This window comes from Ectothiorhodosinus mongolicus, assembly GCF_022406875.1.
In the GTDB taxonomy this organism is placed as follows: domain Bacteria; phylum Pseudomonadota; class Gammaproteobacteria; order Ectothiorhodospirales; family Ectothiorhodospiraceae; genus Ectothiorhodospira; species Ectothiorhodospira mongolica.
Genome location: NZ_CP023018.1, coordinates 1,160,395 through 1,182,475, shown reverse-complemented (window position 1 = coordinate 1,182,475; position 22,081 = coordinate 1,160,395). Strand labels below are relative to the sequence as shown.

The window sequence follows — 22,081 nt, the reverse complement described above, 5'->3', positions numbered from 1 at the left end:
GAATGGCTTTTAAATGAAGCTCAAGTCTATTGTGAGCGGTTCAGCCATCCAGATCTTAGTGCCGCTAGACGGCGCTATGTTCAGGAACACCCAAGCCCCATTTTGGTGACTGCCTGTATCGATGGCCGGGTCAATCTGGCCCACGCCATGCAAAGTCCCCCAGGCTTGATGAAGTTTTTGCGCAATATCGGCCCACAACTGACCATGAAGCGCATGGATTTCGCCAGTCATGTGGACAGCCATATCAGTGCTGCCGCTGCTTTAGGTCAGGGCAGCTTGATCATGGTGACTTATCACTTCTCGGGCAGCCACACACACCTCGGCTGCGCTGCCTACGGTTGCGATACCGAATTGGCTCGCCAAGACTGTTTTCAGGTGGCCGAACACATCCGTCAAACCTATGTGAGTCATGCTTTTCCAGTTTATCCGCTGGTCTGTGGCTTTGATACAGACATAGAGGCTTTACTCATCCACGGCGCCGATGGCCAAAGCCTCAATCTGTCTGACCCTGAACTCAATGCGGATAGTCTTGGAGTTTGGCTAAACAGACTGCACCCCCACTTACCGGAAAACTTGGCTCAGGATTTTCTGCCGCTATTGCAGGGCAATGTGAATCATGCGGCAGAGCTGCGCGCCACTGAGCGTGGTATCGCCTTAGAACATTGTGAGTGGGCTATTTGCGTCGGCAACGGTTTCGAGTTTATTCGAACCCCCAATGTCGCCATGGTCATTGGCCCATATAGCCCCGACATGGGAAAACCGGTTTCTACGGCTGCCCGAGTGGTTGCTCGCAACATGCAAAAGGGAAGAATTCCTGAAGATGGCGCCCTGTTGCTTAGTTGCTGCCTTTATAACGATGGCTTGGTGGAGAAGGCTACAGCAGAGTTTCGCTCGCGGCTTTCTGCTGATCTCGCCGAGAACATCATTGCGCATACAGAGCCCGAGCTTACTCGACGCCTGACACGTTTAAGCGCTATCTTTAACGTCGAGAAGCGATCTTTAGAACTGCTGCACCCCTAATTACGCAATGATTCATCAGGGGTTTGGGGCGTCTCGCTCTGCACCCAATTTTTCAGCGAACAGCGGCCCAAGCTATCCTGCAAAGCCGTATCAATGTCTTTTAACGTTTCTTGCACAGGAATCACGGTGGCGACTCCCGAGTCTACCGCTTTACCGCGCACTGCATCCACCACTGACTTAAGGCTGATACTGTCAATATCGCGCGCTGGGATATAGGCTTCTGGCTCCTGATTTAGGCCGAGTAAGATATTGGCTGATTGCAGCGCTTGCAGGGCCTGACCCACCCATCCATCTGGCTGTTGCAGCCGGTGAGCCAATTGTTCTGCCGTAAGGGGTTTCTGACCCTCAGCAAACTGTTTGCCAATAGCCTGCATGAGCTGCAATGCCAGTTGCTCCTGTTGGCAGCTGCTGGGCGTGCCTGACTCTTCACTACCGGCAAACAGATAAATCGGTTTTTGCAGGAAAAAGGTTACCTTGGATCCCAACAATAAGATCAGCCAGTTCAAATAAATCCAGATCAATAATAGGATCATGATGGCAAAACTGGAGTAAATCGCATCGTAGCGTGTCGAACCCGACATCATTCCAGAAAATGCCATACCCGTGAGCTTCCAAAGTGCTGCAGCGATCAAACCGCCAACCAATGCAGGCAAGAAGCGCACCCGAGTATTGGGAATAAAGATGTAAAAGAAACTTAGAGCACCGGCTAAAAGGGCGTAGGGCAGTAGAAAAGAAACAAGCGCCAAGGATTGCTCAGCCACCTCATGATCCAAAGCCTGTTGGGCGATATCTGAGGCCATCAGAGAAGCGGTAATCCCCAACGCTGAAAACACCAGAACGGGCCCCACCAGAATGACACTGAGGTAGCTGGAAAATTTCTGCACAAAGCTGCGCGGTGTTTTTATTTGCCAGATGTAATTAAAGGCATTCTCCACCTTTTGGATCAGGCCAATGGTGGTGAATAGCAGAAATATCAAGCCAACAAAGCCTAGAACGCCGACATTAATATTATCGACGAACAAAACAATTTGCTGAGTGATTTCTTCACCCTGCTCACCCAGGGGGTCAAGCAGATTCAACAAAAACGGTTCCACTGCGTTATGTACACCGAAAGCATGCAGCACGGAAAAAGACAGTGCCAGCAGAGGCACAAAGGCCAACATGCTGGTATACACTAGACTCATCGCATGCAGACTTAGTGGTCCGTTACTGGCATCTTGAATGATGTCTTTGAAGGCCCGTAAGGACGCGAAAAAACGGGCCTTCCAAGGATTCAAAACGCGCAGATTGCCTGTCTGCAGCCAGTAGATAAAAGTCTCAATAGCTTTCATGATACCCATCGATCTTCCCGGTAAAATCCCTGTTACTCTAGCTTAAGTTACACTCTAAGATCATCGAATCCTCAGGAGCGCCTATGAGCATCCAAATTGGCGATAGCTTGCCAGACGTTAGCCTGCGCATTATGACAGCTTCGGGAGATCAGTCTGTGGCCACAGATGAACTGTTCGCAGGCTTTCGCGTTGTGGCTTTTGCTGTTCCCGGCGCCTTTACGCCCTCTTGCTCGGGCATTCACTTGCCTTCCTTCATCGATCGTGAACAGGCCTTACGCGCGGCAGGTGCGGAGAGAATCTTGTGCATCGCTGTCAACGACATCTTTGTGTTGCAGGCTTGGGCAGACATTCATGAGACCGGCGATGGCATTATTATGGTGTCCGACGGCAATGCCGATTTCGCGCGTGGTATGGGTCTGGATCAGGACGCCAGCGGCAGTGGCATGGGAACCCGCTCGCGCCGCTACGCGATGATCGTGGATAATGGCATCGTGAGTTGGCTGGGCGTTGATCAACCTCGACAAGTTGTTGAGAGCGGTGCCGACCGGGTTCTTGAGGTCCTAAAGACCCTCAACTGATCAGAGCGCAGATTCTTTATCCAAACAACGCAGCACGAAAGCGTGGCGGTAGTCGCCAGGCGGTAAAGCCAGGCGCACCCAGTGACCGGAACCCGGCGCCACTGAGACCGATTCACCATCGAAGTTGTGCATGACAAATCCCCGAAGCTTGAGGTTACCTGAGGGCGTCATCACCTCCAATGTGTCTTCTAATGAAAAGCGGTTCTTGACCTCGATATCCGCCTCACCCGTATCCGGGTTGTAACTCCGGATAGCGCCAACCAGCAAGCGGTAATCAGATTCGGAGTGTCCTCGTTCATAGGTTTCCGTGCGGTCACGATTACGAACAAGAAATCCATCGGTATAACCTCGATTCGCTAGACCCTCAAGATCGGTCAGCAGTTCGGGATTAAATGGCCGCCCAGCCGCAGCGTCGTTGAGCGCTGCTCGATAGGCTCGCGCCGCACGAGAAACATAGTATGGGGATTTAGTGCGGCCTTCGATTTTCACCGAATCCACACCTATGGCCGTCAATCGGTGCACATGTTCAATGGCCCGCAGATCCGTGGCATTAAGAATATATGTGCCATGTTCGTCCTCTTCCATGGGCATCCACTGACCCGGCCGCTCACTCTCTTCGAGCAAGAAAGGTTGATTGGCTTGCGGATGCCGCTCAGTGCGCATGGGGACCAAATCGCCAGTGGCATCACTGGCTGCTGGCTGCAGCTGGTACTGCCAACGGCAGGCATTAGTGCAGGTGCCCTGATTGGCATCGCGGTGATTAAAAAATCCCGATAATAAGCAGCGCCCTGAATAAGCGATACACATGGCGCCATGAACAAAGACCTCCAACTCCATATCGGGACATTCTTGGCGGATTTGTTCGATTTCATTGAGGGATAATTCGCGAGAGAGAATGACCCGTTTCAGTCCCATGTGTTGCCAAAAACGTACCGCAGCGGCGTTGACTGTGCTGGCCTGAACAGAGAGGTGCACGCGCATCTCCGGCCATTTTTCCCGTACCAACATAATCAGACCGGGATCGGCCATAATCAGCGCATCTGGCTGCAGCTCAATAACTGGCGTGATATCCCGCAAAAAGGTGTGCACCTTGGCTTGATGCGCGGTGATGTTGGCCGCGAGGTAAAAGCGTCCTCCGGCGGCATGAGCCATATCGATACCCGTGCGCAGGGTATCGACACCGGAGAATGAATTATTGCGTACCCGCAGGGAATAGCGGGGCATCCCGGCATAGACTGCATCAGCGCCATAGGCTAAGGCGTGTTCTACATGCTGGAGCGTTCCAGCAGGCGCTAATAACTCGGGGCCGGGTGCGTGGGGTGTAGACATGCCGGCATCCTAGCAGATTCCCACATCAGCACTTCCACTCAGCCAAAAAAATCGCGATATTGCAGTCATGAGTCAAAACCCGCTTGCACTGCGTTTTTGGAGACCCACGTTTGGCTGGGTTGTGCGGAGCTTTGCGGTGCTAGGATTGATCGCGGTGCTGGCCAGTCTGCTTTTGGTAGGCAGTCTGCGCTGGCTGGATCCAACAACATCAGCCTTCATGCTGCGCCACGAACACTCGCATACTGTTACAGGACACCGCATTCCAGTACGGCATCAGTGGGTGAAATTAGAGTGGATCTCAGCACCGGCAGTGCATACTGTCATCACCGCCGAGGACCAGAATTTCCGCCACCACCATGGTTTTGACTATCGGGCTATCCGCTGGGCGATTCGCGACTACCGCAGCACCGGAGTCATCCGTGGCTCAAGCACCATCTCGCAGCAAACCGCGAAAAATCTTTTCCTCTGGCCGCAAGGCAGTATCGGTCGCAAGCTTTTGGAAACCTGGTTTACGGTTTTTCTTGAAGCCCTACTGCCCAAACAGCGCATTCTCGAGATTTATCTCAATATTGCGCAATTCGGACCCAACATCTACGGCATCGAAGCCGCCAGCCGAAGCTATTTCGGCAAACCAGCAGCAGAACTCACAGTTGAAGAAGGCGCGCTCTTGGCTAGCATCTTACCTAGCCCGTCACGCCTGAGGATCCATAGCCCAAACGACTATGTCATCGAACGTCAGGCCTGGATCCTATGGCAACTCCCGGAGCTGGAGAAACGAGGCTACCTAGACGGCCTTTACCCGCATTGAAAATGCGAAAATGGGGTACGACCCCAAATGGGGTCGTACCCCATTTTTTATTTCGCTTTGTAGCGGTTGACCATGCCTTCGAGGCTGATGGGCTTGATCTTGGAGGCCATACCGGCACAACCAAAGGCCTCAAAGCGAGCCTGACAGATGTCTTTCATGGCTTTGGTGGAGGCTTTCAGGAACTTGCGTGGATCAAACTCCTTGGGATTTTCAGCCAGGAACTTACGCACGGCACCTGTTGAAGCCATACGCAGGTCGGTATCGATATTCACCTTGCGCACACCGTGTTTAATGCCTTCTTGGATTTCCTCAACGGGCACGCCATAGGTTTCACCCATGTCACCACCAAACTCATTGATGATTTTCAGCCATTCCTGCGGCACAGAGGAAGAACCATGCATCACCAAATGGGTATTAGGAATGCGCGCATGAATTTCCTTGATGCGGTCGATGGCGAGAATGTCTCCAGTGGGTGGGCGCGTGAACTTATAGGCACCATGACTGGTGCCGATAGCGATCGCCAGAGCATCAACACCGGTCTTTTCCACAAAATCTGCCGCTTCATCGGGATCCGTCAGTAGCTGATCATGAGACAACTGACCCTCGGCGCCGTGACCGTCTTCCTCGCCGGCCATACCCGTCTCAAGAGACCCCAAGCAACCCAGCTCGCCTTCGACCGAGACACCCAACCAATGGGCCATCTCAGTGACCTGACGAGTCACCTCGACATTGTATTCATAGCTGGCTGGGGTCTTCATATCAGGCATCAAAGAGCCATCCATCATCACCGAGGTAAACCCAGACTGAATGGATCGCATACAAACAGCCGGCTCGGCCCCATGATCCTGATGCAAGACAACCGGAATATGCGGGTACTGTTCGACCGCAGCGATAATCAAATGACGCAGAAAGGGTTCGCCCGCGTAACTGCGCGCGCCAGCGGATGCCTGAATGATCACAGGAGAATCAACCGCATCGGCGGCCTGCATTACTGAATGCACCTGCTCCATGTTGTTGGCATTGTATGCGGGCATGCCATAGCCATGTTCGGCGGCATGATCCAGCAACTGTCGTAAAGAAATAAGGGCCATACTGAGACCTCCTCTGGTTTGTTAACTGTAAAAAGTGGTTACCTATTCGCTAGTTAGCTGACGCTGTCCTGCAATGCGCCCACTTGTACGATCTTCATGGCATTGGTGCCACCATGGACACCTGTGAGGTCGCCTTTGGTGATGATCACTAAATCACCATCATCAACCATGCCGGCCTCTTTGAGCATACCGACCACCAACCGATTGTTTTCCGCATGACTGGTATTCTCACTTTGGAATGACACAGGATAAACGCCCCGGTATAGAGAAACCTTGCGACAGATCGGCTCATGGCGTGTCATGGCAAAAATCGGCATACCCGAGCTGATACGGGACATCCACTGAGCGGTGGAGCCAGATTCGGTCATGGCCACAATGGCCTTCACGTTAAGATGGTTCGCCGTATACATGGTTGCCATGGCAATGGCCTCATCGACGCGCTCGAATGTACTGTCCATGCGATGTTTGGATACACGAGCCTGACGTTGGCGCTCGGCGGCTTCGCAAATCCGGCCCATCGACGTTACCGCCATGTGCGGATATTTTCCAGTCGCGGTTTCCCCAGACAACATGACGGCATCCGTTCCATCGAGCACGGCATTGGCTACATCAAAGACCTCGGCGCGCGTGGGAATGGGATTGGTAATCATGGATTCCATCATCTGAGTGGCGGTAATCACGACGCGATTACGGGTGCGCGCCAATTCAATCAAACGCTTTTGCACACCGGGAAGCTCCGCATCACCAATCTCAACACCCAAATCACCGCGGGCAATCATGATGATGTCGGTTTCGTCGAGAATATCCTCAATAGCCGTGACCGCCTCGGCACGCTCGATCTTGGCGCAGATTTCCGCTTGCCCTCCGGCTGCCTGCAGCTTTTCTCGAGCCAGCCGAATATCGTCCCCGCAGCGTGGAAACGAGACAGCCAGAAAGTCGACCTGTAGTTCAGCAGCCAAACGGATATCTTCCAGATCTTTGTTGGTTAAAGCTGGCGCAGATAGCCCTCCGCCCTGACGATTAATGCCCTTATTATTGGACAGTGTTCCGCCAACGAGAACCTGGGTGTGAATCGCCGAACCCTGCACTTTTTTCACGCTTAGCACCAAACGGCCATCATCGAGCAACAGCATATCGCCCACCGCCACATCGTCGGGCAAAGCTTGATAGGTCAAACCCACTCGATGCTGATCGCCGGCGGCAGCATCTAAGGATGCGTCCAGAACGAAGTCATCGCCCTCAGCCAGCTCGATTGCCCCATCAGCAAACCGGGTGATACGGATTTTCGGTCCCTGCAAGTCTCCCAAAATACCAATGATACGACCCGCTGCCTCTGCTGCCTCACGTAACAAGGCCAGACGCCGCCGGTGATCATCGGCACTGCCATGAGAAAAATTAAGACGCACCACATCAATGCCCGCATCGACAAGTCGACGCATGGCGGCCGGCGAGTCCGTTGCCGGCCCCAAGGTGGCGACGATTTTGGTTCTGCGCATCAGCTAGCCTTTGGCTCGAGCCTCCAGCATCGCTACTGCTGGCAGTGTCTTGCCCTCAAGAAACTCCAAAAAGGCACCGCCACCGGTGGAGATGTAGGAAATCTTATCGGCCAGACCGTATTTATCGATGGCTGCCAGGGTATCGCCACCGCCAGCAATCGAAAATGCATCACTGGCGGCAATCGCCTCACCCATGGCTTTGGTGCCACCGGCAAACTGATCGAACTCGAATACGCCCACTGGACCGTTCCACACAATGGTCCCGGCTTTTTTTAGCAATGCGGCATAACTGGCAGCGGTTTTGGGGCCCACATCGAAAATCATGTCACCACCACCCACCTCCGCAACACCACAGACCGTTGCAGGCGTAGTCTCGGAAAATTCCTGACCCACCGTCACATCAGTAGGTACAGGAATCTCACCACCCTTGGCACGGGCAGCTTCCATCAAGCGCTTGGCCTCGGGAATCAGATCGTCTTCACACAAGGACTTGCCCACACGGTGGCCTTGGGCCGCAATAAAAGTATTAGCGATTCCACCGCCGACGATCAGCTGATCAACAACCTGAGACAGTGAGTCGAGCACGGTGAGTTTGGTTGACACTTTAGACCCACCGACGATGGCTACCAGCGGTCGTTTTGGGCTACCCAAGGCTTTACTCAAAGCGTCCAGTTCAGCTGCCAGCAAGGGACCGGCGCACGCAACCGGGGCGAACTGACCCACACCATGGGTAGAGGCCTGGGCACGATGCGCCGTACCAAAGGCATCCATCACGTATATGTCGCAGAGTGCGGCATAACGGCGTGCCAATGTCTCGTCATCTTTTTTCTCGCCTTTATTGAAACGCACATTCTCCAGCAGGACGACCTCTCCTTCGGCAACATCTACACCATCGAGATAATCACGCACTAGGCGCACCTGACTTCCCAACAGTCCTGAGAGATGTTCGGCTACGGGCGCCAGCGAATCAGCCTCGCTGAACACACCCTCTTCTGGGCGGCCCAAGTGCGACATCAACATGACGCGGGCGCCAGCCTCCGCGGCCTGCTTGATGGTGGGAAGGCTTGCGCGTATGCGCGCATCAGAGGTCACCTTGCCATCTTTCACTGGCACGTTGAGGTCTTGCCGGATCAGCACACGCTGACCGGCCAGATCCAACCCAGACATCTTTTTAACGCTCATGGTAGCCACCTTACTGGCCTACGTGGCGAACCAAGCGCAGCAGGTTGCAGGTGTAGCCGTACTCATTGTCATACCAGGCGACGATTTTCACGAATGTTGAGTCCAGCGCGATGCCGGCCTCAGCGTCGAAAATAGAGGGCTGACTGCAACCCCGGAAATCTGTGGCGACGACCTTCTCATCGGTATAACCCAGCACATCTTTGAGCTTGCCTTCCGATGCCTCTTTCATGGCCTGACAAATGGCGCTGTATTCCGCACCTTTGTCTAGCTCAACGGTAAGATCAACAACGGAGACGTCAGAAGTGGGCACACGAAATGCCATACCCGTGAGTTTGCCATTGAGTTCTGGCAAGACCTTGCCTACCGCTTTAGCGGCGCCTGTGGATGAAGGAATAATGTTTTCCAGAATACCGCGGCCGCCGCGCCAGTCTTTTTGTGAGGGACCATCAACGGTTTTCTGAGTAGCGGTTGCTGCATGTACGGTACTCATCAAGCCGCGCTTAATGCCGAAATGATCATTGAGCACTTTGGCCACGGGCGCCAGAGCGTTGGTCGTACAAGAAGCGGCAGAGATGATAGCCTGACCAGCATATTCCTCATGATTAACGCCGTAAACGAACATCGGCGTACTGTCTTTAGAGGGAGCACTTTGAACGACTTTTTTAGCGCCAGCATCCAGATGCTTTTGACAGGTCTCTTCGGTGAGGAAAAATCCTGTGGACTCAATGACCAACTCAGCGCCTGCTTCGTTCCATTTCAGATTGGCGGGATCGCGCTCGGCAGTCAGGCGAATCTTTTTGCCATTAACTACCATGTGGCTTCCTTCAACGCTGACATCACCGGCGAAACGCCCGTGAACTGAGTCATACTTCAGCATATAAGCCAGATATTCAGGATCCAACAGATCGTTGATGGCTACGACTTCCAGCTCAGGGAATTCTTTGGCAATGGCTCGGAAAACCATTCGGCCGATGCGCCCAAAACCATTGATGCCCACTTTAATCGTCATAGTGCTGTTCTCTCCAAATCGTCTTAATTGAAAATTTAAGTCAAAACTTTAGGCCAATAGACTTTCTGCCTGGCTGACCACATTATCGGCTGTGAATCCAAAGTGTTTCATTAACTCGCCGCCAGGCGCGGACTCACCGAAGCGATCCATACCAATCACCGCCCCTTCAAACCCCACATATCGAGCCCAGCCATTGGTAACACCGGCCTCTACCGCTAAACGCTTGCGTACCGATTTGGGCAATACGGATTCACGATAACTGGCATCTTGAGACTCAAATACGTCAAGACAGGGCATGGACACAACGCGCACTTTACGGCCCTTGGTTTCGAGCTGCTGCGCGGCTTCCATACAAATACCCACCTCAGAACCCGTAGCCATGAGAATGACATCAGGCGTGCCATCGCTGTCATGCAACACATAACCACCGCGCGCGATGTTTTGCTGTTGTTCATCGGATCTCGCCTGATGCGGCAGATTCTGCCGAGACAGGCTGAACAGACTGGGACCATCAGTGCGCTCAATGCCACAACGCCATGCAACAGCCGTCTCAACAGCATCGCAAGGACGCCAGACATTCAAGTTGGGAATCAAGCGCAAGCTGGCGACCTGCTCGATAGGCTGATGGGTGGGGCCATCTTCACCCAAACCAATGGAATCATGTGTCATCACATACAAAATGCGCTGTTTCATCAGCGCCGACATGCGAATACCGTTACGCGCATAGTCGCTGAAAATCAGGAAGGTGCCGCCATAGGGAATGAACCCACCATGCAAAGCGATGCCGTTCATGATGGCCGCCATGCCAAACTCACGAACGCCGTAAAACACGTAATTGCCGTCACCGTCTTGCTTGCTGATGCCTTTGGACCCTTTCCAAAGGGTCAAATTGGAACCGGCCAAGTCCGCCGAGCCACCGAGCAATTCTGGCAATGCGGGGGCGAAACCGCCGATCGCATTCTGCGAAGCTTTACGGCTGGCAATCGTTTCACCTTTGTTGATCGTTTCAGCGATGTAGGCTTGGGCCTTTTCAACCCAGTCCGCCGGCAAATCACCTGCCATACGTCGCTTAAACTCAGCCGCCAGCTCCGGATTAGCCTGACTGTAGGCTGCAAATCGGGTCTCCCAATCTTGTTCTGCCCTGCCGCCCTTATCTTTAGCGCTCCATCCAGCATAAATTTCTTCGGGTATCTCAAAGGGAGCGTGAGGCCAGTCAATGGTCTCGCGCACCAAAGCCACTTCGGCCTCCCCTAAAGCCGCGCCATGGCATTCTTCTTTGCCCTGCTTATTCGGTGAACCCCAGCCAATAACCGTTTTGCAGCAGATAATACTGGGCTTATCAGTAACAGCCCGCGCGGCTTCGATCGCGGCTTTGACCGCATCAGCATCATGCCCATCCACATCAGCGACCACATGCCAACCATAGGCCTCAAATCGCTTGGGTGTGTTATCAGTGAACCAGCCTTCGACCTCACCATCAATGGAAATGCCGTTGTCATCGTAGAAAGCTATGAGTTTGCCTAGGCCTAGAGTGCCAGCCAGAGAACAGGCTTCATGGGAAATGCCTTCCATGAGACAGCCGTCGCCCAAAAATACATAGGTGTGATGGTCAACAACCTCATGGCCCGGCCGGTTAAAATGCGCTGCCAGTGCTTTTTCGGCCAGCGCCATACCCACGGCGTTGGTGATGCCCTGACCCAATGGTCCGGTGGTTGTCTCCACACCCTCTGTATACCCGTACTCGGGATGCCCCGGTGTCTGTGAATGGAACTGGCGGAACTGTTTGATCTCATCCATCGGCAGGTTGTAGCCAGAAAGATGCAATAAGGAATAAACCAACATGGAACCGTGACCATTGGACATCACGAACCGATCCCTGTCTGCCCACTTAGGATTCGCCGGATTGTGCTTTAGGTAATCGTTCCAAAGCACTTCAGCAATGTCCGCCATGCCCATTGGGGCACCGGGATGGCCTGAATTGGCTTTTTGCACAGCATCCATCGAGAGCGCACGGATGGCATTCGCTAGCTGTCTGCGAGAAGGCATGAACATCTCCTGATTAAAAAAATTCGGTGGTATCCGTTTTTTGGCCGAGCGACCCGCGGGTCGACAGTTATGCTTTAGTTATGCGGCCTGACTGACTTGGATATTCTTATAGGGTCGCTATTGTCACCCACACAATGACTAGGGGCAAGTAAGCGTGCATACCCGGTTGACAGAAATAGCGCGGATGCACATCACAAAATGCACAAAAAAAAGCATGTTAGTGATTGATGCTACTGCTCGAAATGGATACGACACAGAGTTTTTGGCGAGCCAAGTTGGCGCCACGGGACATGCTGTGCACATTCGATCTTCAGGCATAAGCCATACAAAAAAACGCATGAAAAGCCCGTGAATCCCGGGGAACACTCTCCCATCTTTAATGATTCACCCAGCCGATCCTTCCCTGAAGCCATTAGTGCCAACTGTACGTCCTGTCACATGACAGACGAGGCCCGCGAGAGGGATCCAGCATTTTTCCGCATGCACACCTCGATGATGCAACGGCACACCACATGCCTCGGTTGCCATGCAGACTCAGGACATCACGCTGAACTCCAGGGGATGAAACAGCTCAGCTCGCCTTAAACGTTTTCTTGTTGCTCACTCAAACGCGCGAGGCGCCGCAGCGTAGCGGCTTGGGTGACGCGACGTCGGCGTAACAAGAAAAGCTCGATGATCAGCAACAGTAGGGCAACCCCATAGGATCCCCAGATGTAAAAGCCGTGCCCACCCATGGCTAAGTACTCCATCATGACTTATCTCCCAGCCGTTCTGTCACCCAACTGGCCTTGCGCTCCCGATCCAGCAGTTCAAGGCGTGCCCGCTTGAGAATCACGGCGATTGAGTACATCCAACAGGCAAAGGTCATCAGCATCAAGGCCGTGAACATTGACGTTTCCATAGACGGTGAGTCAGTCACGGTGATGGAAGGCGCTTGATGCAGGGTATTCCACCAAATCACTGAGAAATAGATGATCGGCACATTAACCACACCCGCCAAAGCCAACACAGCACTGGCGTTTGCTGCGCGCTGACGATCTTCGATCGCAGCGTGCAGCGCTATGTAACCCATATACAAAAACAATAGGATCAGGTTAGAGGTGATACGCGCATCCCAAACCCAGTAGGTTCCCCAGGTCGGTTTGCCCCACAAGGCCCCAGTCCAAAGCGCAAGAAAACAAAAAATGGCACCCGTAGGCGCCATGGCTTTAGCCATGACTTCGGCGGTCTTAATGCGCCAAACCAAGCCAATAGCGCCGTAGGCCGCCATTAATATGTAGATGAACATAGCCATCCAGGCAGCAGGCACATGAATGAACATGATGCGATAGCTCTCGCCCTGCTGATAATCGATAGGCGCAACCACAAAGCCCCAATAAAGCCCCAGCAGTGCCAAAACCGCTGCCAGGCCCATAAACCAGGGTGCGAGCACGCCGGTCAAATAATAAAAATTCGGTGGCGATGAAAACTTAAACCACTGAATACCGCGTTCAGCCACGTCTGCTCTCCTTAATCCAGCATAATTCGCAACGCAGCAGCGATTGCGAAGGGTGCCAACAATAATGCCAGAATTGCGAGCGCTGCCAGCATTGAAAGATGCGCCATTGGGCTTGAGCCAAACATAACGGCATCAATAGCACCAGCGCCTAGCACCAGCGGTGGTACGTAAAGTGGCAAAATCAACAAAGAAATCAGCACCCCGCCACCGCGTATACCCAGAGTCAATGCCGCACCAATCGCACCCACCAGACTCAGGATGGGCGTCCCAAGCAACAATGCAGCCATGAGTACGAGTATTTCTTCGCCAGAAAGGTTCAGCTGCATGCCCAGCAGGGGTGAGACCAGCACCAGCGGCAGGCCAATCACCAGCCAGTGCGCCAAAATCTTCACCATCACCAGAACGCTGAGTGGCTGCGGTACTAGTAGCAATTGCTCCAAACTGCCATCACGAAAATCATCCGAGAATAAGCGTTCCAAGGACAGCATGGTAGCCAACAAGGCCGCCACCCAAATGACTCCGGGCGCCATACTGCGCAATAACTGTGGATCTGGGCCAACGCCCAATGGGAACAAAGACACGACGACGATAAAAAACCCCAGTACCACCAAAGCATCCTGGCGTCGGCGCATTGCCAAGGTCAGATCGCGGCGCAATAAAACCCAAAGTACACTTAAGAGAGCACTCATCGCGCATCTCCTAGGGTGACCGTCTGTTGTGGACCCTCGATGGGAACGGCTTGATGCGTTGTCAAAACGATCATGCCACCGCGCTTCAGCTGATCTTCCATACAGGCTTTAAGTACCTGGATGACTTGCACATCGAGAGCAGCAAAGGGCTCGTCCATAATCCACAACGGTCGCGCAGACAACAATAACTTAGCCAGGGCAACGCGTCGTTTCTGACCTTGGCTTAGGAATTTGACCGGCAAATCCTCAAAACCACGCAGATCCAATTGGCCGAGCATTTCCCAGGCTTCTTCGCGACCTATGTTACGTCCCTGAAGCGCTGATGAGAGGCGAATATTTTCCTCGGCGTTCAGCTCTTCTTTAGAAGCATTCAGATGCGCCAGATAGGCAAGGTGTGCTGCCGGACCGTCCTCTTGAGCAGATAACGACTGACCATTCCACAGCACTTCTCCTTGCAACGGTCGGGACAATCCACAAAGAACTCGCAACAGGCTGGTTTTACCTGAGCCATTGCGGCCCGCTAGCTGTAGTAGCTCTCCTGAATCCAGCTTGAAAGCGAGTCCGTGAAACAGCTCACGCTCCCCGCGCTCCAAAACAAGATCTCTGACCTCGAGCGTCTGATCGGCAAAAGACGGCGACATGTCACTCCAATAGATGGGTGGCGATAATCTGGCGCAGGATACTACAACGATGCTGCTGCCATGCGAACCCGCACGAGCTATCATGACTCTTGCGCTTGATCACGAAAGCAGGCGAACCTCCGGCAATGCGCACGGTCATATTGGCGAAGTAATTGCGAAAAAAGTGGCCTGCGGTCCAAAATAAGCGGATAAACCTGATGTAGTTGGAGTGTGTAATGACCCCTCGACAAAAGAAACGACTGGCCGGGGTAGTATTGATTGTCGTCGCTGTCTCGACTGCCTCAGCGCTAGCGCTCAGCGCCTTCCGCGACAACATGATGTACTTCTACGGACCATCACAAATTGCGGAAGGCGAGCAGCTGCCCAACCCCGATCGAATTATTCGCTTGGGGGGACTGGTGGAAGCTAATTCCATCAAGCATGCTGACGAAGGCCTGATGGTCTCGTTTAGCGTCACCGACACGCGCCACAGCATTCCGGTTCAGTTCGTCGGCTTGCTGCCTGATTTATTTCGCGAAGGACAAGGTGTTGTCACCCATGGACGTATGGGCGGTGATGGCATCTTCCGCGCCGAGCGGGTTTTGGCGCGACATGATGAAAATTATATGGCTCCGGAAGTTGCGGCCGCGCTGAAAGCGGCTGGCTTTGAAGAACATCCGGGCGGCTCACCCACAGCGACCTACTGATTATGATCCCAGAAATCGGCCAAATGGCCCTGGTGCTGGCCCTTTTAATGGCCGCCGTCCAGGGCACCATCCCTCTTATTGGTGCGCATCGCGGCACTTTATCGTGGATGCGCACAGCACACACGGCGGTCGCGGGGCAATTCATCTTTCTTCTGATTGCGTACTTGGCCCTCACCTACGCCTTTATCACGCATGACTTCTCGGTAGCGTACGTCGCAAACCACTCGAATACCGCGCTTCCTTTGATGTATCGCATCTCGGGTGTCTGGGGTGGTCATGAGGGATCCTTGGTACTTTGGGCCCTCATGTTGGGCGGCTGGTCGCTTGCCGTATCCCTATTCAGCAAAGGTCTGCCGACGGACATGGCAGCACGCACCATCGCCGTCATGGGTTTGGTGAGTGTAGGCATTCTGTCCTTCACGCTGTTTACCTCTAACCCCTTCGAAGCCCTGTTCCCGATTCCTGCCGATGGCCGCGATCTGAATCCGCTGCTACAGGACCCTGGGCTGGTGATCCATCCGCCTATGCTTTACATGGGTTATGTAGGTTTGGCTGTGCCGTTCGCCATTGCTGTAGCCGCTCTTATTGGCGGTAAACTGGATGCCACTTGGGCACGCTGGACGCGCCCTTGGGCAACCAGCGCTTGGGCCTTTTTGGGCGCTGGCATTGCTCTAGGCAGCTGGTGGGCTTACTACACGCTGGGCTGGGGCGGCTGGTGGTTCTGGGATCCCGTGGAAAATGCCTCACTGATGCCATGGTTGGCAGCCACTGCCCTAATCCACTCCCTGGCGGCTACCGAAAAACGCGGCGTGTTTCGCAGTTGGACGGTGTTGCTGGCTATCTCAGCGTTCTGTCTCAGTCTGTTGGGAACCTTTCTGGTGCGCTCCGGGGTGCTGGTATCGGTGCATGCCTTCGCCACCGATCCCACACGCGGCGTCTATATTCTGATGCTACTGCTTGCTATCGCCGGAAGCTCATTCCTGTTGTATGCATGGCGCGCGCCTAAGGTGCGCAGCCAGACTGAGTTCCATCCGGTCTCGCGCGAGTCTGGCCTGTTGGTCAACAACGTCATCATGGTGGTAGCTCTGGCGGCCGTGCTTCTAGGGACGCTGTATCCGTTGTTCTTAGACGCGCTTAACATGGGTAAGATCTCCGTCGGCCCCCCGTACTTTAACTCTGTGTTTGCTCCGCTCATGGTGCCACTGGTTTTCATGGTGGGTTTGGGTCCGCTGTTGCGCTGGAAACGATCTTCTGCTTGGGAGCTTTCGCAGCGGCTGTGGCATACCCTGCTAGCCGCGGTGGTGGTGGGCGTGATTTTCCCACTGGTGATGGTGGGCAGCACGACCTTCATGGTGACTGTGGGCATGGCTATGGCTTTTTGGATCGTATTTAGCATTGGCCGCGATCTTTACCAGCGCGCTCGTAAACAAGGCACTCCAATGAAAACCCTGCGTAAGATGCCAGCCGGTTACTGGGGTATGTCCGTGGCCCATTTCGGGTTTGCCATCTTGGTCATGGGCATTACCATGCTTATGGCTTTTGAGTCCGAGACCGATGTGCGTCTGGGTATGGGACAGAGTCACACCTTGGGTGGCTACACTTTTGAACTGCAAGAGGTTTACTCTGTCGCCGGCCCGAACTGGGATGCGATCGAAGCACGCGTTGGCGTTACTCGCGATGGGAGCCACGTGACTGACTTGTTCCCGCAGCGCCGGGTCTACCGTGTGCAGACAATGCCAATGGCGCAAGCGTCTTATCAGTCGAACTTACTACGCGATATCTTCGTGGCGCTGGGTGAGCCCATGTCGGGCAATACTTGGTCACTGCGGCTGTATCACAACCCCTTCCAGTCCTGGCTATGGATTGGCGCAACATTCATCGTTCTGGGGGGATTCATTGCCGCTGCTGACCGCCGCTATCGGGTATTCTCACGGCGTCGCTCAGAAGCGCTTGCGAAAGAAAATCGAATCGCTGAATCCAAGCCGGATGACAATGCCAATCCCTCTGGTGTCGCCACGCGGAGTAGCTCCGGATGAAAAAGCTGCTGTTTTTATCGCCGCTGGTATTGCTGGCGGTGTTGGGCGGTTTCTTGGCCAAGGGTCTGCTTTTAGACCCCAGCCTTCTGCCCTCGCCGCTGGTCAATCATCCGATACCGCAATTTAGTCTGCCTGAACTTCAAGCAGCGGAGCGCGAGGTGGGCACGGCTGATTTTGAGGGCGAAGTCGTGGTGTTCAATATTTGGGCGTCATGGTGCGTATCCTGTCGTCAGGAACATCGCTATTTGGTGAGAATGGCGCGTGACTATGGCATTCCCATTTATGGATTGAACTATAAAGATGAGCGGGCTGATGGACTTGAGTATCTGCGGCGCTTTGGCAATCCCTATATTTGGAATGCCTTTGACCATGAGGGCCGGGTCGGCATCGAGTGGGGTGTTTATGGTACGCCCGAAACTTTCGTCATCGATCGCCAGGGTGTAATTCGCTACAAACATGTGGGTCCGATAACTTGGGCCAAGGTTGAACGAGATATCCTGCCCCTCATTCAGCGACTACGGAGCGAGACCTGATGCCTAGGCTGATTGCTGCCCTGGCGGTTGCCCTAGCATTTGCCTTGGCAACGGCGCCCGCCTCCAGTCAACAAGCAGGGGTGACATACTTTGAGGACCCCAGCTTAGAACAGCGCTACCGCGAGCTCCTGCATGAATTGCGTTGTACCGTCTGTCAAAACCAATCTTTGGCTGATTCAGATGCTGGATTGGCTAGGGATTTGCGGCGAGAGTTAAGGGATCAACTCAATGCGGGGTCGAGCAATCCTCAAATCATTGATTTTATGGTGGCACGCTACGGCGAATTCGTCTTGTATCGCCCGCCCTTTTCCCCCGCCACTTATTTACTCTGGATCGGGCCCTTTGTACTGCTGGTGTTTGGTTTGATAGTGCTTTGGGCTACAGCCCGAGGTAGCCAAACAGCAAGACAATTGCAGCCCACAGATGAACAGGCTCGGGAAAAAGCCCGACGTCTGCTTAGCGAAGGAAAAGATGTATGAATGTCAGTTTTTGGTTGGCTGCCGGGGCGTTAGTCCTCCTGGCAGCGGTGATTTTACTTTGGCCCTTTCTGCGCAGTGCCAAGACAGCTAACGAAGTCAAACAGCGAGAACTGAACATCACCATCTACCGCCAACGGCTGGCGGAACTGGATCAGGAACTGGCTTCTGGGTACCTGAATCAGGAACAATATGACTCGGCCCGCGCCGAGCTCGAAGACAACCTGTTAACGGATGTCGAGCTCGAACCCGAGCCGGAATCTCTCAAATCAGCCCCCAAGCCGCGCCAAGGGCTTACCGTGCTGGCTGTGAGTGCGGTGGTGGTGCCAGCCTTCGCCATCTATATCTATTTGCAGGTACATGATCCGGACCTCCGGCCCGGGCATATCTCTAGTGCGCCGGAAACAACCATGGCTATGCCCGATGCAGCCGACCTAACTGCTATGGCGCAACAAATGGAAACCCGACTGGGTGACTCTCCTGAGGATGCCGAAGGCTGGATAATGTTGGGACGCACCTATGGATTCATGGAGCAATATGAAGATGCAGCAAGAGCATTTGGCCGAGCCCACAGCATTGTAGGTGACGAGGCTGATCTCAATGTGAGCTACGCGGAGCATCTCATGCTGGCTTCCATGGGCGCCTTTACTCCCCAAGCCAATGCCTTGTTAGATACAGCGCTGGAATTGGAGCCCAACCATCCCAATGCCCTATGGCTTAAGGCCATCAGTCACTTCCAAACCAATAATTTCACGGTTTCTTTGGAATTACTGGAACGCTTAGTGCCGCTAGTTCAAGGCGATCCTGAGAGTGAGCAAGTGGTACGCAGTGCGCTGGATGATGTGCGCGACGCACTGCGTCAGTCTTCGGCAAGTCCCGCGCCAGCCCCAGTTCCAGCGCCGCAAACACGCTTGGAAAGCTCAGAAACTACCTCCATCCGCGTGCAGGTTGATCTGGATCCAGCTCTGGGCGCTGAACTCAGTGGCGAGGAGATGGTGATGGTTTTTGCTCGCCCTGTTGGAGGGCCGCGGATGCCGATTGCGGTGCAACGAGTAAGCGCTCAGTTTCCCCTCGAACTGGTCCTAGACGCCTCGCATGAGATGATGGGCGGCGCCTCAATGGCGCAGTTTGATCAGGTCGAAGTGGTTGCACGGGTCTCAAAAAGTGGCATGGCAGAAGTCCAAAGTGGCGACCTTGAAGGCGTCGCTGAGCCTGTGAACCCAACGCTACCTGATGCGCGTGTTCAGATTCGTATTAATCGCGTGCTGCCCTAGGGCATGATCCCCATCCGGCCGCTACCATCACCCAACGCGGAGAACCCGCCGCATCGTGATCTATGCACAGATTGCGGCATCAGCAGGACCCCTGACGCCAGTCGCTGCGGACGCGCCTGTCAGTTCATCCGGCCAAATTATCCGAAACTAGAGCAACAAGTGCATGGTCGTGCACGCGATACAAAAAGCGGTGACGAGGCGTTTTTTGGTCCCTATCTAAGCATGTTTCAGGCCGGCCTGAAGCAACCCTCGGCGGGCGCCCAGTGGACTGGCATCACCACCAAAATCGCCGAAAAGCTTCTTGTATCTGGAAAAGTCGATGCCGTGCTTACCATGACTGCTGATCCGAATGATCGCTGGAGACCAGTACCTACCTTGGTGACTAATGTCGACGATCTAGCAGCCTGTCGCGGCATGCGCATGGGTTATGCCCCTCTGCTCAGTTTGGTTGAGCCTGCCATAGCAGTGGGACTCAAGCGCCTAGCCATTATTGGCATCCCCTGCCAAGTCTATGCTTTGCGGGCTTTGCAGGACGAGATGGGTATTGAGCAACTGTATGTCATTGGCACACCGTGCTCCGACAACACGACCACCGAACGTTTTCATGAGTTTCTCGCTTTGCTTTGCGAGCAGCCTGAGACCTGTACTTATTTGGAGTTTCGCGCGGACTACCATGTGGAGATGCGTTTTCAGAATGGTGAAATCAAAACCATTCCCTTTCTGAAACTACCGCTGTCCCAGTTACCGCGAGATTTCTTTCCGCTGACGTGCCAGACCTGTGTTGATTACACCAATGTTTTGGCTGACATCACCGTGGGTTACATGGCGGGCCGAGGCGAACAATGGTTGCTGGTGCGCAATGCGCGCGGACAGGAAATGCTGGACTTACTGGGCGAGGAGATCAGCCTGAAAACGCCCAGCAGCGCGGGCAATAGAGCCGGGCCAGTGAAAGGCTTTTTGAAAAATACTGAGCGCGCCGCTGGCGGTCTACCGCTGCGAGCTATGCCCGACTGGGCTCGACCCATTGCCGCCTATCTCATGCCCCGCATCGGACCCCGAGGTCTTGAATTTGCTCGGGCGCGACTGGAAATGAAAGCAGTGGAGACCGTTTTGCATTTGCGACGTGTCAAACCTAGGCGCATGCGTCACATGATTCCTGATCATGTCTGGCGTTTGGTTGAGTCCTACGGGCTCAAACCTGAGGAAGGGGAACGCTAAAGCCACTCATCCAGAGCCGCTTTAGCCCGCTCGCGACCCAGTTGAATAATCGGTTTGGCCTGATAGAACTCGTGGACCATGCAGGCATTCTTGGGAATGCGGATCACAACATCAGGATGAAAAACAGCCAAATGCTGGCGCGTCAGCGCTGCCTGCATCGTGTCGAAAGAGCGCATCAAAATATCCGATAAAGCCAGCCCCTCATTATCTCCGTTGATATCCAACCCCAAGGCTTCGGCATAAGATCTTAAGCGCTCCAAAAAACGGCCGTGATCGTTGCCCGGCGAAACTTCCGGCGTCAAATCTTCGGCGGGTCCATTCACATCCACGACGATGGTGAGATCGGTTAGCGCGCTCAGGGTGGGCGCTACAGGGACAGGGTTTAGAAGCCCACCATCTACCAGCGTTAATCCGCGATAGTGATGTGGGGTAAACAAACCAGGGATGGCAATGGATGCTCGGATGGCATCAAATAAGGGGCCATCATGGAACCAAATCTCTTTTCCCCGCTCGATGTCGACGGCTACGGCTGTGAATGCAATGGGTAGGCGCTCGATGTCCTCCTCGCCGACCAGCTCACGTAACTTATTAATGACCTTTTGACCGCGGATGATGCCACCGCCACTAAAGCTCCAATCGATGAGCCAAAGCACATCGGATTGCTCCAACCCACTAACCCAATCCGCATAGATTTGGAGCTTACCCAGCGCGTAAATACCACCTACCAAGGCACCCATCGAGCTGCCAGCGATCGCTTGCACCTTAAAACCCCGAGCCTCTAGCTCTTGGATAACGCCGATATGAGCCAAGCCACGCGCGCCGCCGGATCCCAACACGAGGGAGACTGATTTGGGTTTATTGCGCTGCACCTGCTTTGGCATCAAAATTGGTCCTGTGGGTTGTACATGCAAGACATGATATCAGCCGCACCAACTCCGTAATGTCATCCACTTGATGCACCATGCTGGTGCATATAAGCATAAAACTGCTATTGGCTCTGGCGTTAGAACGCAATTAATTTTATTCTCGCAGACCCGCTGGTGATAACACTGGCATGTCCCGGTCAAAAATAACCGCTCTTGAGAATCAGAGCTGTTGTGCTGCCGACGGCGATCAGGCCGTGGCACTTTGAGAGTGAGG

The 22,081-nt window shown here is 54.0% G+C and carries 22 protein-coding genes; 10 read left to right on the top strand and 12 right to left on the bottom strand.

The genetic code is table 11. The features are described 5' to 3' along the window. Nucleotides 1-105 precede the first annotated feature (105 nt). Nucleotides 106-1,020 carry a carboxysome shell carbonic anhydrase domain-containg protein gene (locus CKX93_RS05550; protein WP_159435529.1) on the top strand — a complete coding sequence of 305 codons (915 nt, stop codon included), beginning with the start codon at nucleotides 106-108 and terminating at the stop codon, nucleotides 1,018-1,020. Here CKX93_RS05550 and CKX93_RS05545 read toward each other — a convergent pair. After that, nucleotides 1,017-2,360 carry a YihY/virulence factor BrkB family protein gene (locus CKX93_RS05545; RefSeq protein ID WP_076755684.1) on the bottom strand — a complete coding sequence of 448 codons (1,344 nt, stop codon included), beginning with the start codon at nucleotides 2,358-2,360 and terminating at the stop codon, nucleotides 1,017-1,019. The genes CKX93_RS05550 and CKX93_RS05545 overlap by 4 nt on opposite strands. A 74-nt stretch (nucleotides 2,361-2,434) precedes the next feature. Between CKX93_RS05545 and CKX93_RS05540 the strand changes: the two genes are divergently transcribed. Further along, complete coding sequence (locus CKX93_RS05540; protein WP_076755683.1) at nucleotides 2,435-2,929, top strand: peroxiredoxin; 495 nt, start codon at nucleotides 2,435-2,437, stop codon at nucleotides 2,927-2,929. Here CKX93_RS05540 and trhP read toward each other — a convergent pair whose 3' ends face one another. Further along, on the bottom strand, nucleotides 2,930-4,258 hold the full coding sequence (gene trhP / locus CKX93_RS05535; RefSeq protein ID WP_076755682.1) for a prephenate-dependent tRNA uridine(34) hydroxylase TrhP: 1,329 nt from the start codon (nucleotides 4,256-4,258) through the stop codon (nucleotides 2,930-2,932). A 67-nt stretch (nucleotides 4,259-4,325) separates the two neighbouring features. Here trhP and mtgA point away from each other — a divergent pair, with 67 nt between their 5' ends. Beyond that, the gene (mtgA, locus tag CKX93_RS05530) at nucleotides 4,326-5,066 is read left to right on the top strand and encodes a monofunctional biosynthetic peptidoglycan transglycosylase (protein WP_076755681.1); all 741 of its coding nucleotides are present in this window, start codon (nucleotides 4,326-4,328) and stop codon (nucleotides 5,064-5,066) included. Nucleotides 5,067-5,113: 47 nt separating this feature from the next. On the opposite strand, the gene fba is transcribed toward mtgA, so the two are convergent. The 5 genes from fba to tkt are packed head-to-tail and all read right to left on the bottom strand — an operon-like array spanning nucleotide 5,114 to nucleotide 11,890. Then, nucleotides 5,114-6,157: a class II fructose-bisphosphate aldolase gene (gene fba / locus CKX93_RS05525; protein ID WP_076755680.1), complete on the bottom strand. Its 1,044-nt coding sequence runs from the start codon at nucleotides 6,155-6,157 to the stop codon at nucleotides 5,114-5,116. Nucleotides 6,158-6,210: 53 nt separating this feature from the next. Then, nucleotides 6,211-7,653, bottom strand: a complete 1,443-nt coding sequence (gene pyk, locus CKX93_RS05520; RefSeq protein ID WP_076755679.1) for a pyruvate kinase — start codon at nucleotides 7,651-7,653, stop codon at nucleotides 6,211-6,213. A gap of 3 nt (nucleotides 7,654-7,656) precedes the next feature. Further along, nucleotides 7,657-8,835: a phosphoglycerate kinase gene (locus tag CKX93_RS05515; protein WP_076755678.1), complete on the bottom strand. Its 1,179-nt coding sequence runs from the start codon at nucleotides 8,833-8,835 to the stop codon at nucleotides 7,657-7,659. A 10-nt stretch (nucleotides 8,836-8,845) separates the two neighbouring features. Continuing rightward, nucleotides 8,846-9,844, bottom strand: a complete 999-nt coding sequence (gene gap, locus CKX93_RS05510; RefSeq protein ID WP_076755677.1) for a type I glyceraldehyde-3-phosphate dehydrogenase — start codon at nucleotides 9,842-9,844, stop codon at nucleotides 8,846-8,848. Between the two features lie 48 nt (nucleotides 9,845-9,892). Continuing rightward, the gene (gene tkt, locus CKX93_RS05505; RefSeq protein ID WP_076755950.1) at nucleotides 9,893-11,890 is read right to left on the bottom strand and encodes a transketolase; all 1,998 of its coding nucleotides are present in this window, start codon (nucleotides 11,888-11,890) and stop codon (nucleotides 9,893-9,895) included. Between the two features lie 348 nt (nucleotides 11,891-12,238). On the opposite strand from tkt, the gene CKX93_RS09575 reads away from it, so the two are divergent. Continuing rightward, the gene (locus CKX93_RS09575; protein ID WP_076755676.1) at nucleotides 12,239-12,475 is read left to right on the top strand and encodes a NapC/NirT family cytochrome c; all 237 of its coding nucleotides are present in this window, start codon (nucleotides 12,239-12,241) and stop codon (nucleotides 12,473-12,475) included. On the opposite strand, the gene ccmD is transcribed toward CKX93_RS09575, so the two are convergent. Genes ccmD through ccmA form a run of 4 tightly spaced genes read right to left on the bottom strand, consistent with a single transcriptional unit; the run spans nucleotide 12,472 to nucleotide 14,718 of the window. Then, nucleotides 12,472-12,642, bottom strand: coding sequence for a heme exporter protein CcmD (gene ccmD, locus CKX93_RS05500; RefSeq protein ID WP_076755675.1), 171 nt, complete (start codon nucleotides 12,640-12,642; stop codon nucleotides 12,472-12,474). The two genes, CKX93_RS09575 and ccmD, sit on opposite strands and share 4 nt — an antisense overlap. Continuing rightward, nucleotides 12,639-13,388 carry a heme ABC transporter permease gene (locus CKX93_RS05495; protein ID WP_076755674.1) on the bottom strand — a complete coding sequence of 250 codons (750 nt, stop codon included), beginning with the start codon at nucleotides 13,386-13,388 and terminating at the stop codon, nucleotides 12,639-12,641. Before CKX93_RS05495 ends, ccmD begins: the two co-directional genes overlap by 4 nt. Nucleotides 13,389-13,399: 11 nt before the next feature. Beyond that, the gene (ccmB, locus tag CKX93_RS05490; protein WP_076755673.1) at nucleotides 13,400-14,077 is read right to left on the bottom strand and encodes a heme exporter protein CcmB; all 678 of its coding nucleotides are present in this window, start codon (nucleotides 14,075-14,077) and stop codon (nucleotides 13,400-13,402) included. After that, the gene (gene ccmA / locus CKX93_RS05485; RefSeq protein ID WP_076755672.1) at nucleotides 14,074-14,718 is read right to left on the bottom strand and encodes a cytochrome c biogenesis heme-transporting ATPase CcmA; all 645 of its coding nucleotides are present in this window, start codon (nucleotides 14,716-14,718) and stop codon (nucleotides 14,074-14,076) included. The genes ccmB and ccmA overlap by 4 nt, the downstream gene beginning before the upstream one ends. Nucleotides 14,719-14,933: 215 nt before the next feature. Here ccmA and ccmE point away from each other — a divergent pair, with 215 nt between their 5' ends. From ccmE to CKX93_RS05455, 6 genes are all read left to right on the top strand, one after another. Then, nucleotides 14,934-15,404 carry a cytochrome c maturation protein CcmE gene (gene ccmE / locus CKX93_RS05480; RefSeq protein ID WP_076755671.1) on the top strand — a complete coding sequence of 157 codons (471 nt, stop codon included), beginning with the start codon at nucleotides 14,934-14,936 and terminating at the stop codon, nucleotides 15,402-15,404. Between the two features lie 2 nt (nucleotides 15,405-15,406). Continuing rightward, on the top strand, nucleotides 15,407-17,440 hold the full coding sequence (locus CKX93_RS05475; protein WP_076755670.1) for a heme lyase CcmF/NrfE family subunit: 2,034 nt from the start codon (nucleotides 15,407-15,409) through the stop codon (nucleotides 17,438-17,440). Beyond that, nucleotides 17,437-17,973 carry a DsbE family thiol:disulfide interchange protein gene (locus tag CKX93_RS05470; protein ID WP_076755669.1) on the top strand — a complete coding sequence of 179 codons (537 nt, stop codon included), beginning with the start codon at nucleotides 17,437-17,439 and terminating at the stop codon, nucleotides 17,971-17,973. Before CKX93_RS05475 ends, CKX93_RS05470 begins: the two co-directional genes overlap by 4 nt. Next, nucleotides 17,973-18,452, top strand: coding sequence for a cytochrome c-type biogenesis protein (locus CKX93_RS05465; RefSeq protein ID WP_084178667.1), 480 nt, complete (start codon nucleotides 17,973-17,975; stop codon nucleotides 18,450-18,452). Before CKX93_RS05470 ends, CKX93_RS05465 begins: the two co-directional genes overlap by 1 nt. Further along, nucleotides 18,449-19,723, top strand: coding sequence for a c-type cytochrome biogenesis protein CcmI (gene ccmI, locus CKX93_RS05460; protein WP_076755668.1), 1,275 nt, complete (start codon nucleotides 18,449-18,451; stop codon nucleotides 19,721-19,723). Before CKX93_RS05465 ends, ccmI begins: the two co-directional genes overlap by 4 nt. Before the next feature lie 159 nt (nucleotides 19,724-19,882). After that, entirely contained in the window at nucleotides 19,883-20,941 is a 1,059-nt protein-coding gene (locus tag CKX93_RS05455) for a Coenzyme F420 hydrogenase/dehydrogenase, beta subunit C-terminal domain (RefSeq protein ID WP_240076647.1), read from the top strand. On the opposite strand, the gene CKX93_RS05450 is transcribed toward CKX93_RS05455, so the two are convergent. After that, entirely contained in the window at nucleotides 20,938-21,822 is an 885-nt protein-coding gene (locus CKX93_RS05450; protein WP_076755666.1) for a patatin-like phospholipase family protein, read from the bottom strand. The genes CKX93_RS05455 and CKX93_RS05450 overlap by 4 nt on opposite strands. Between the last annotated feature and the right edge of the window lie 259 nt (nucleotides 21,823-22,081).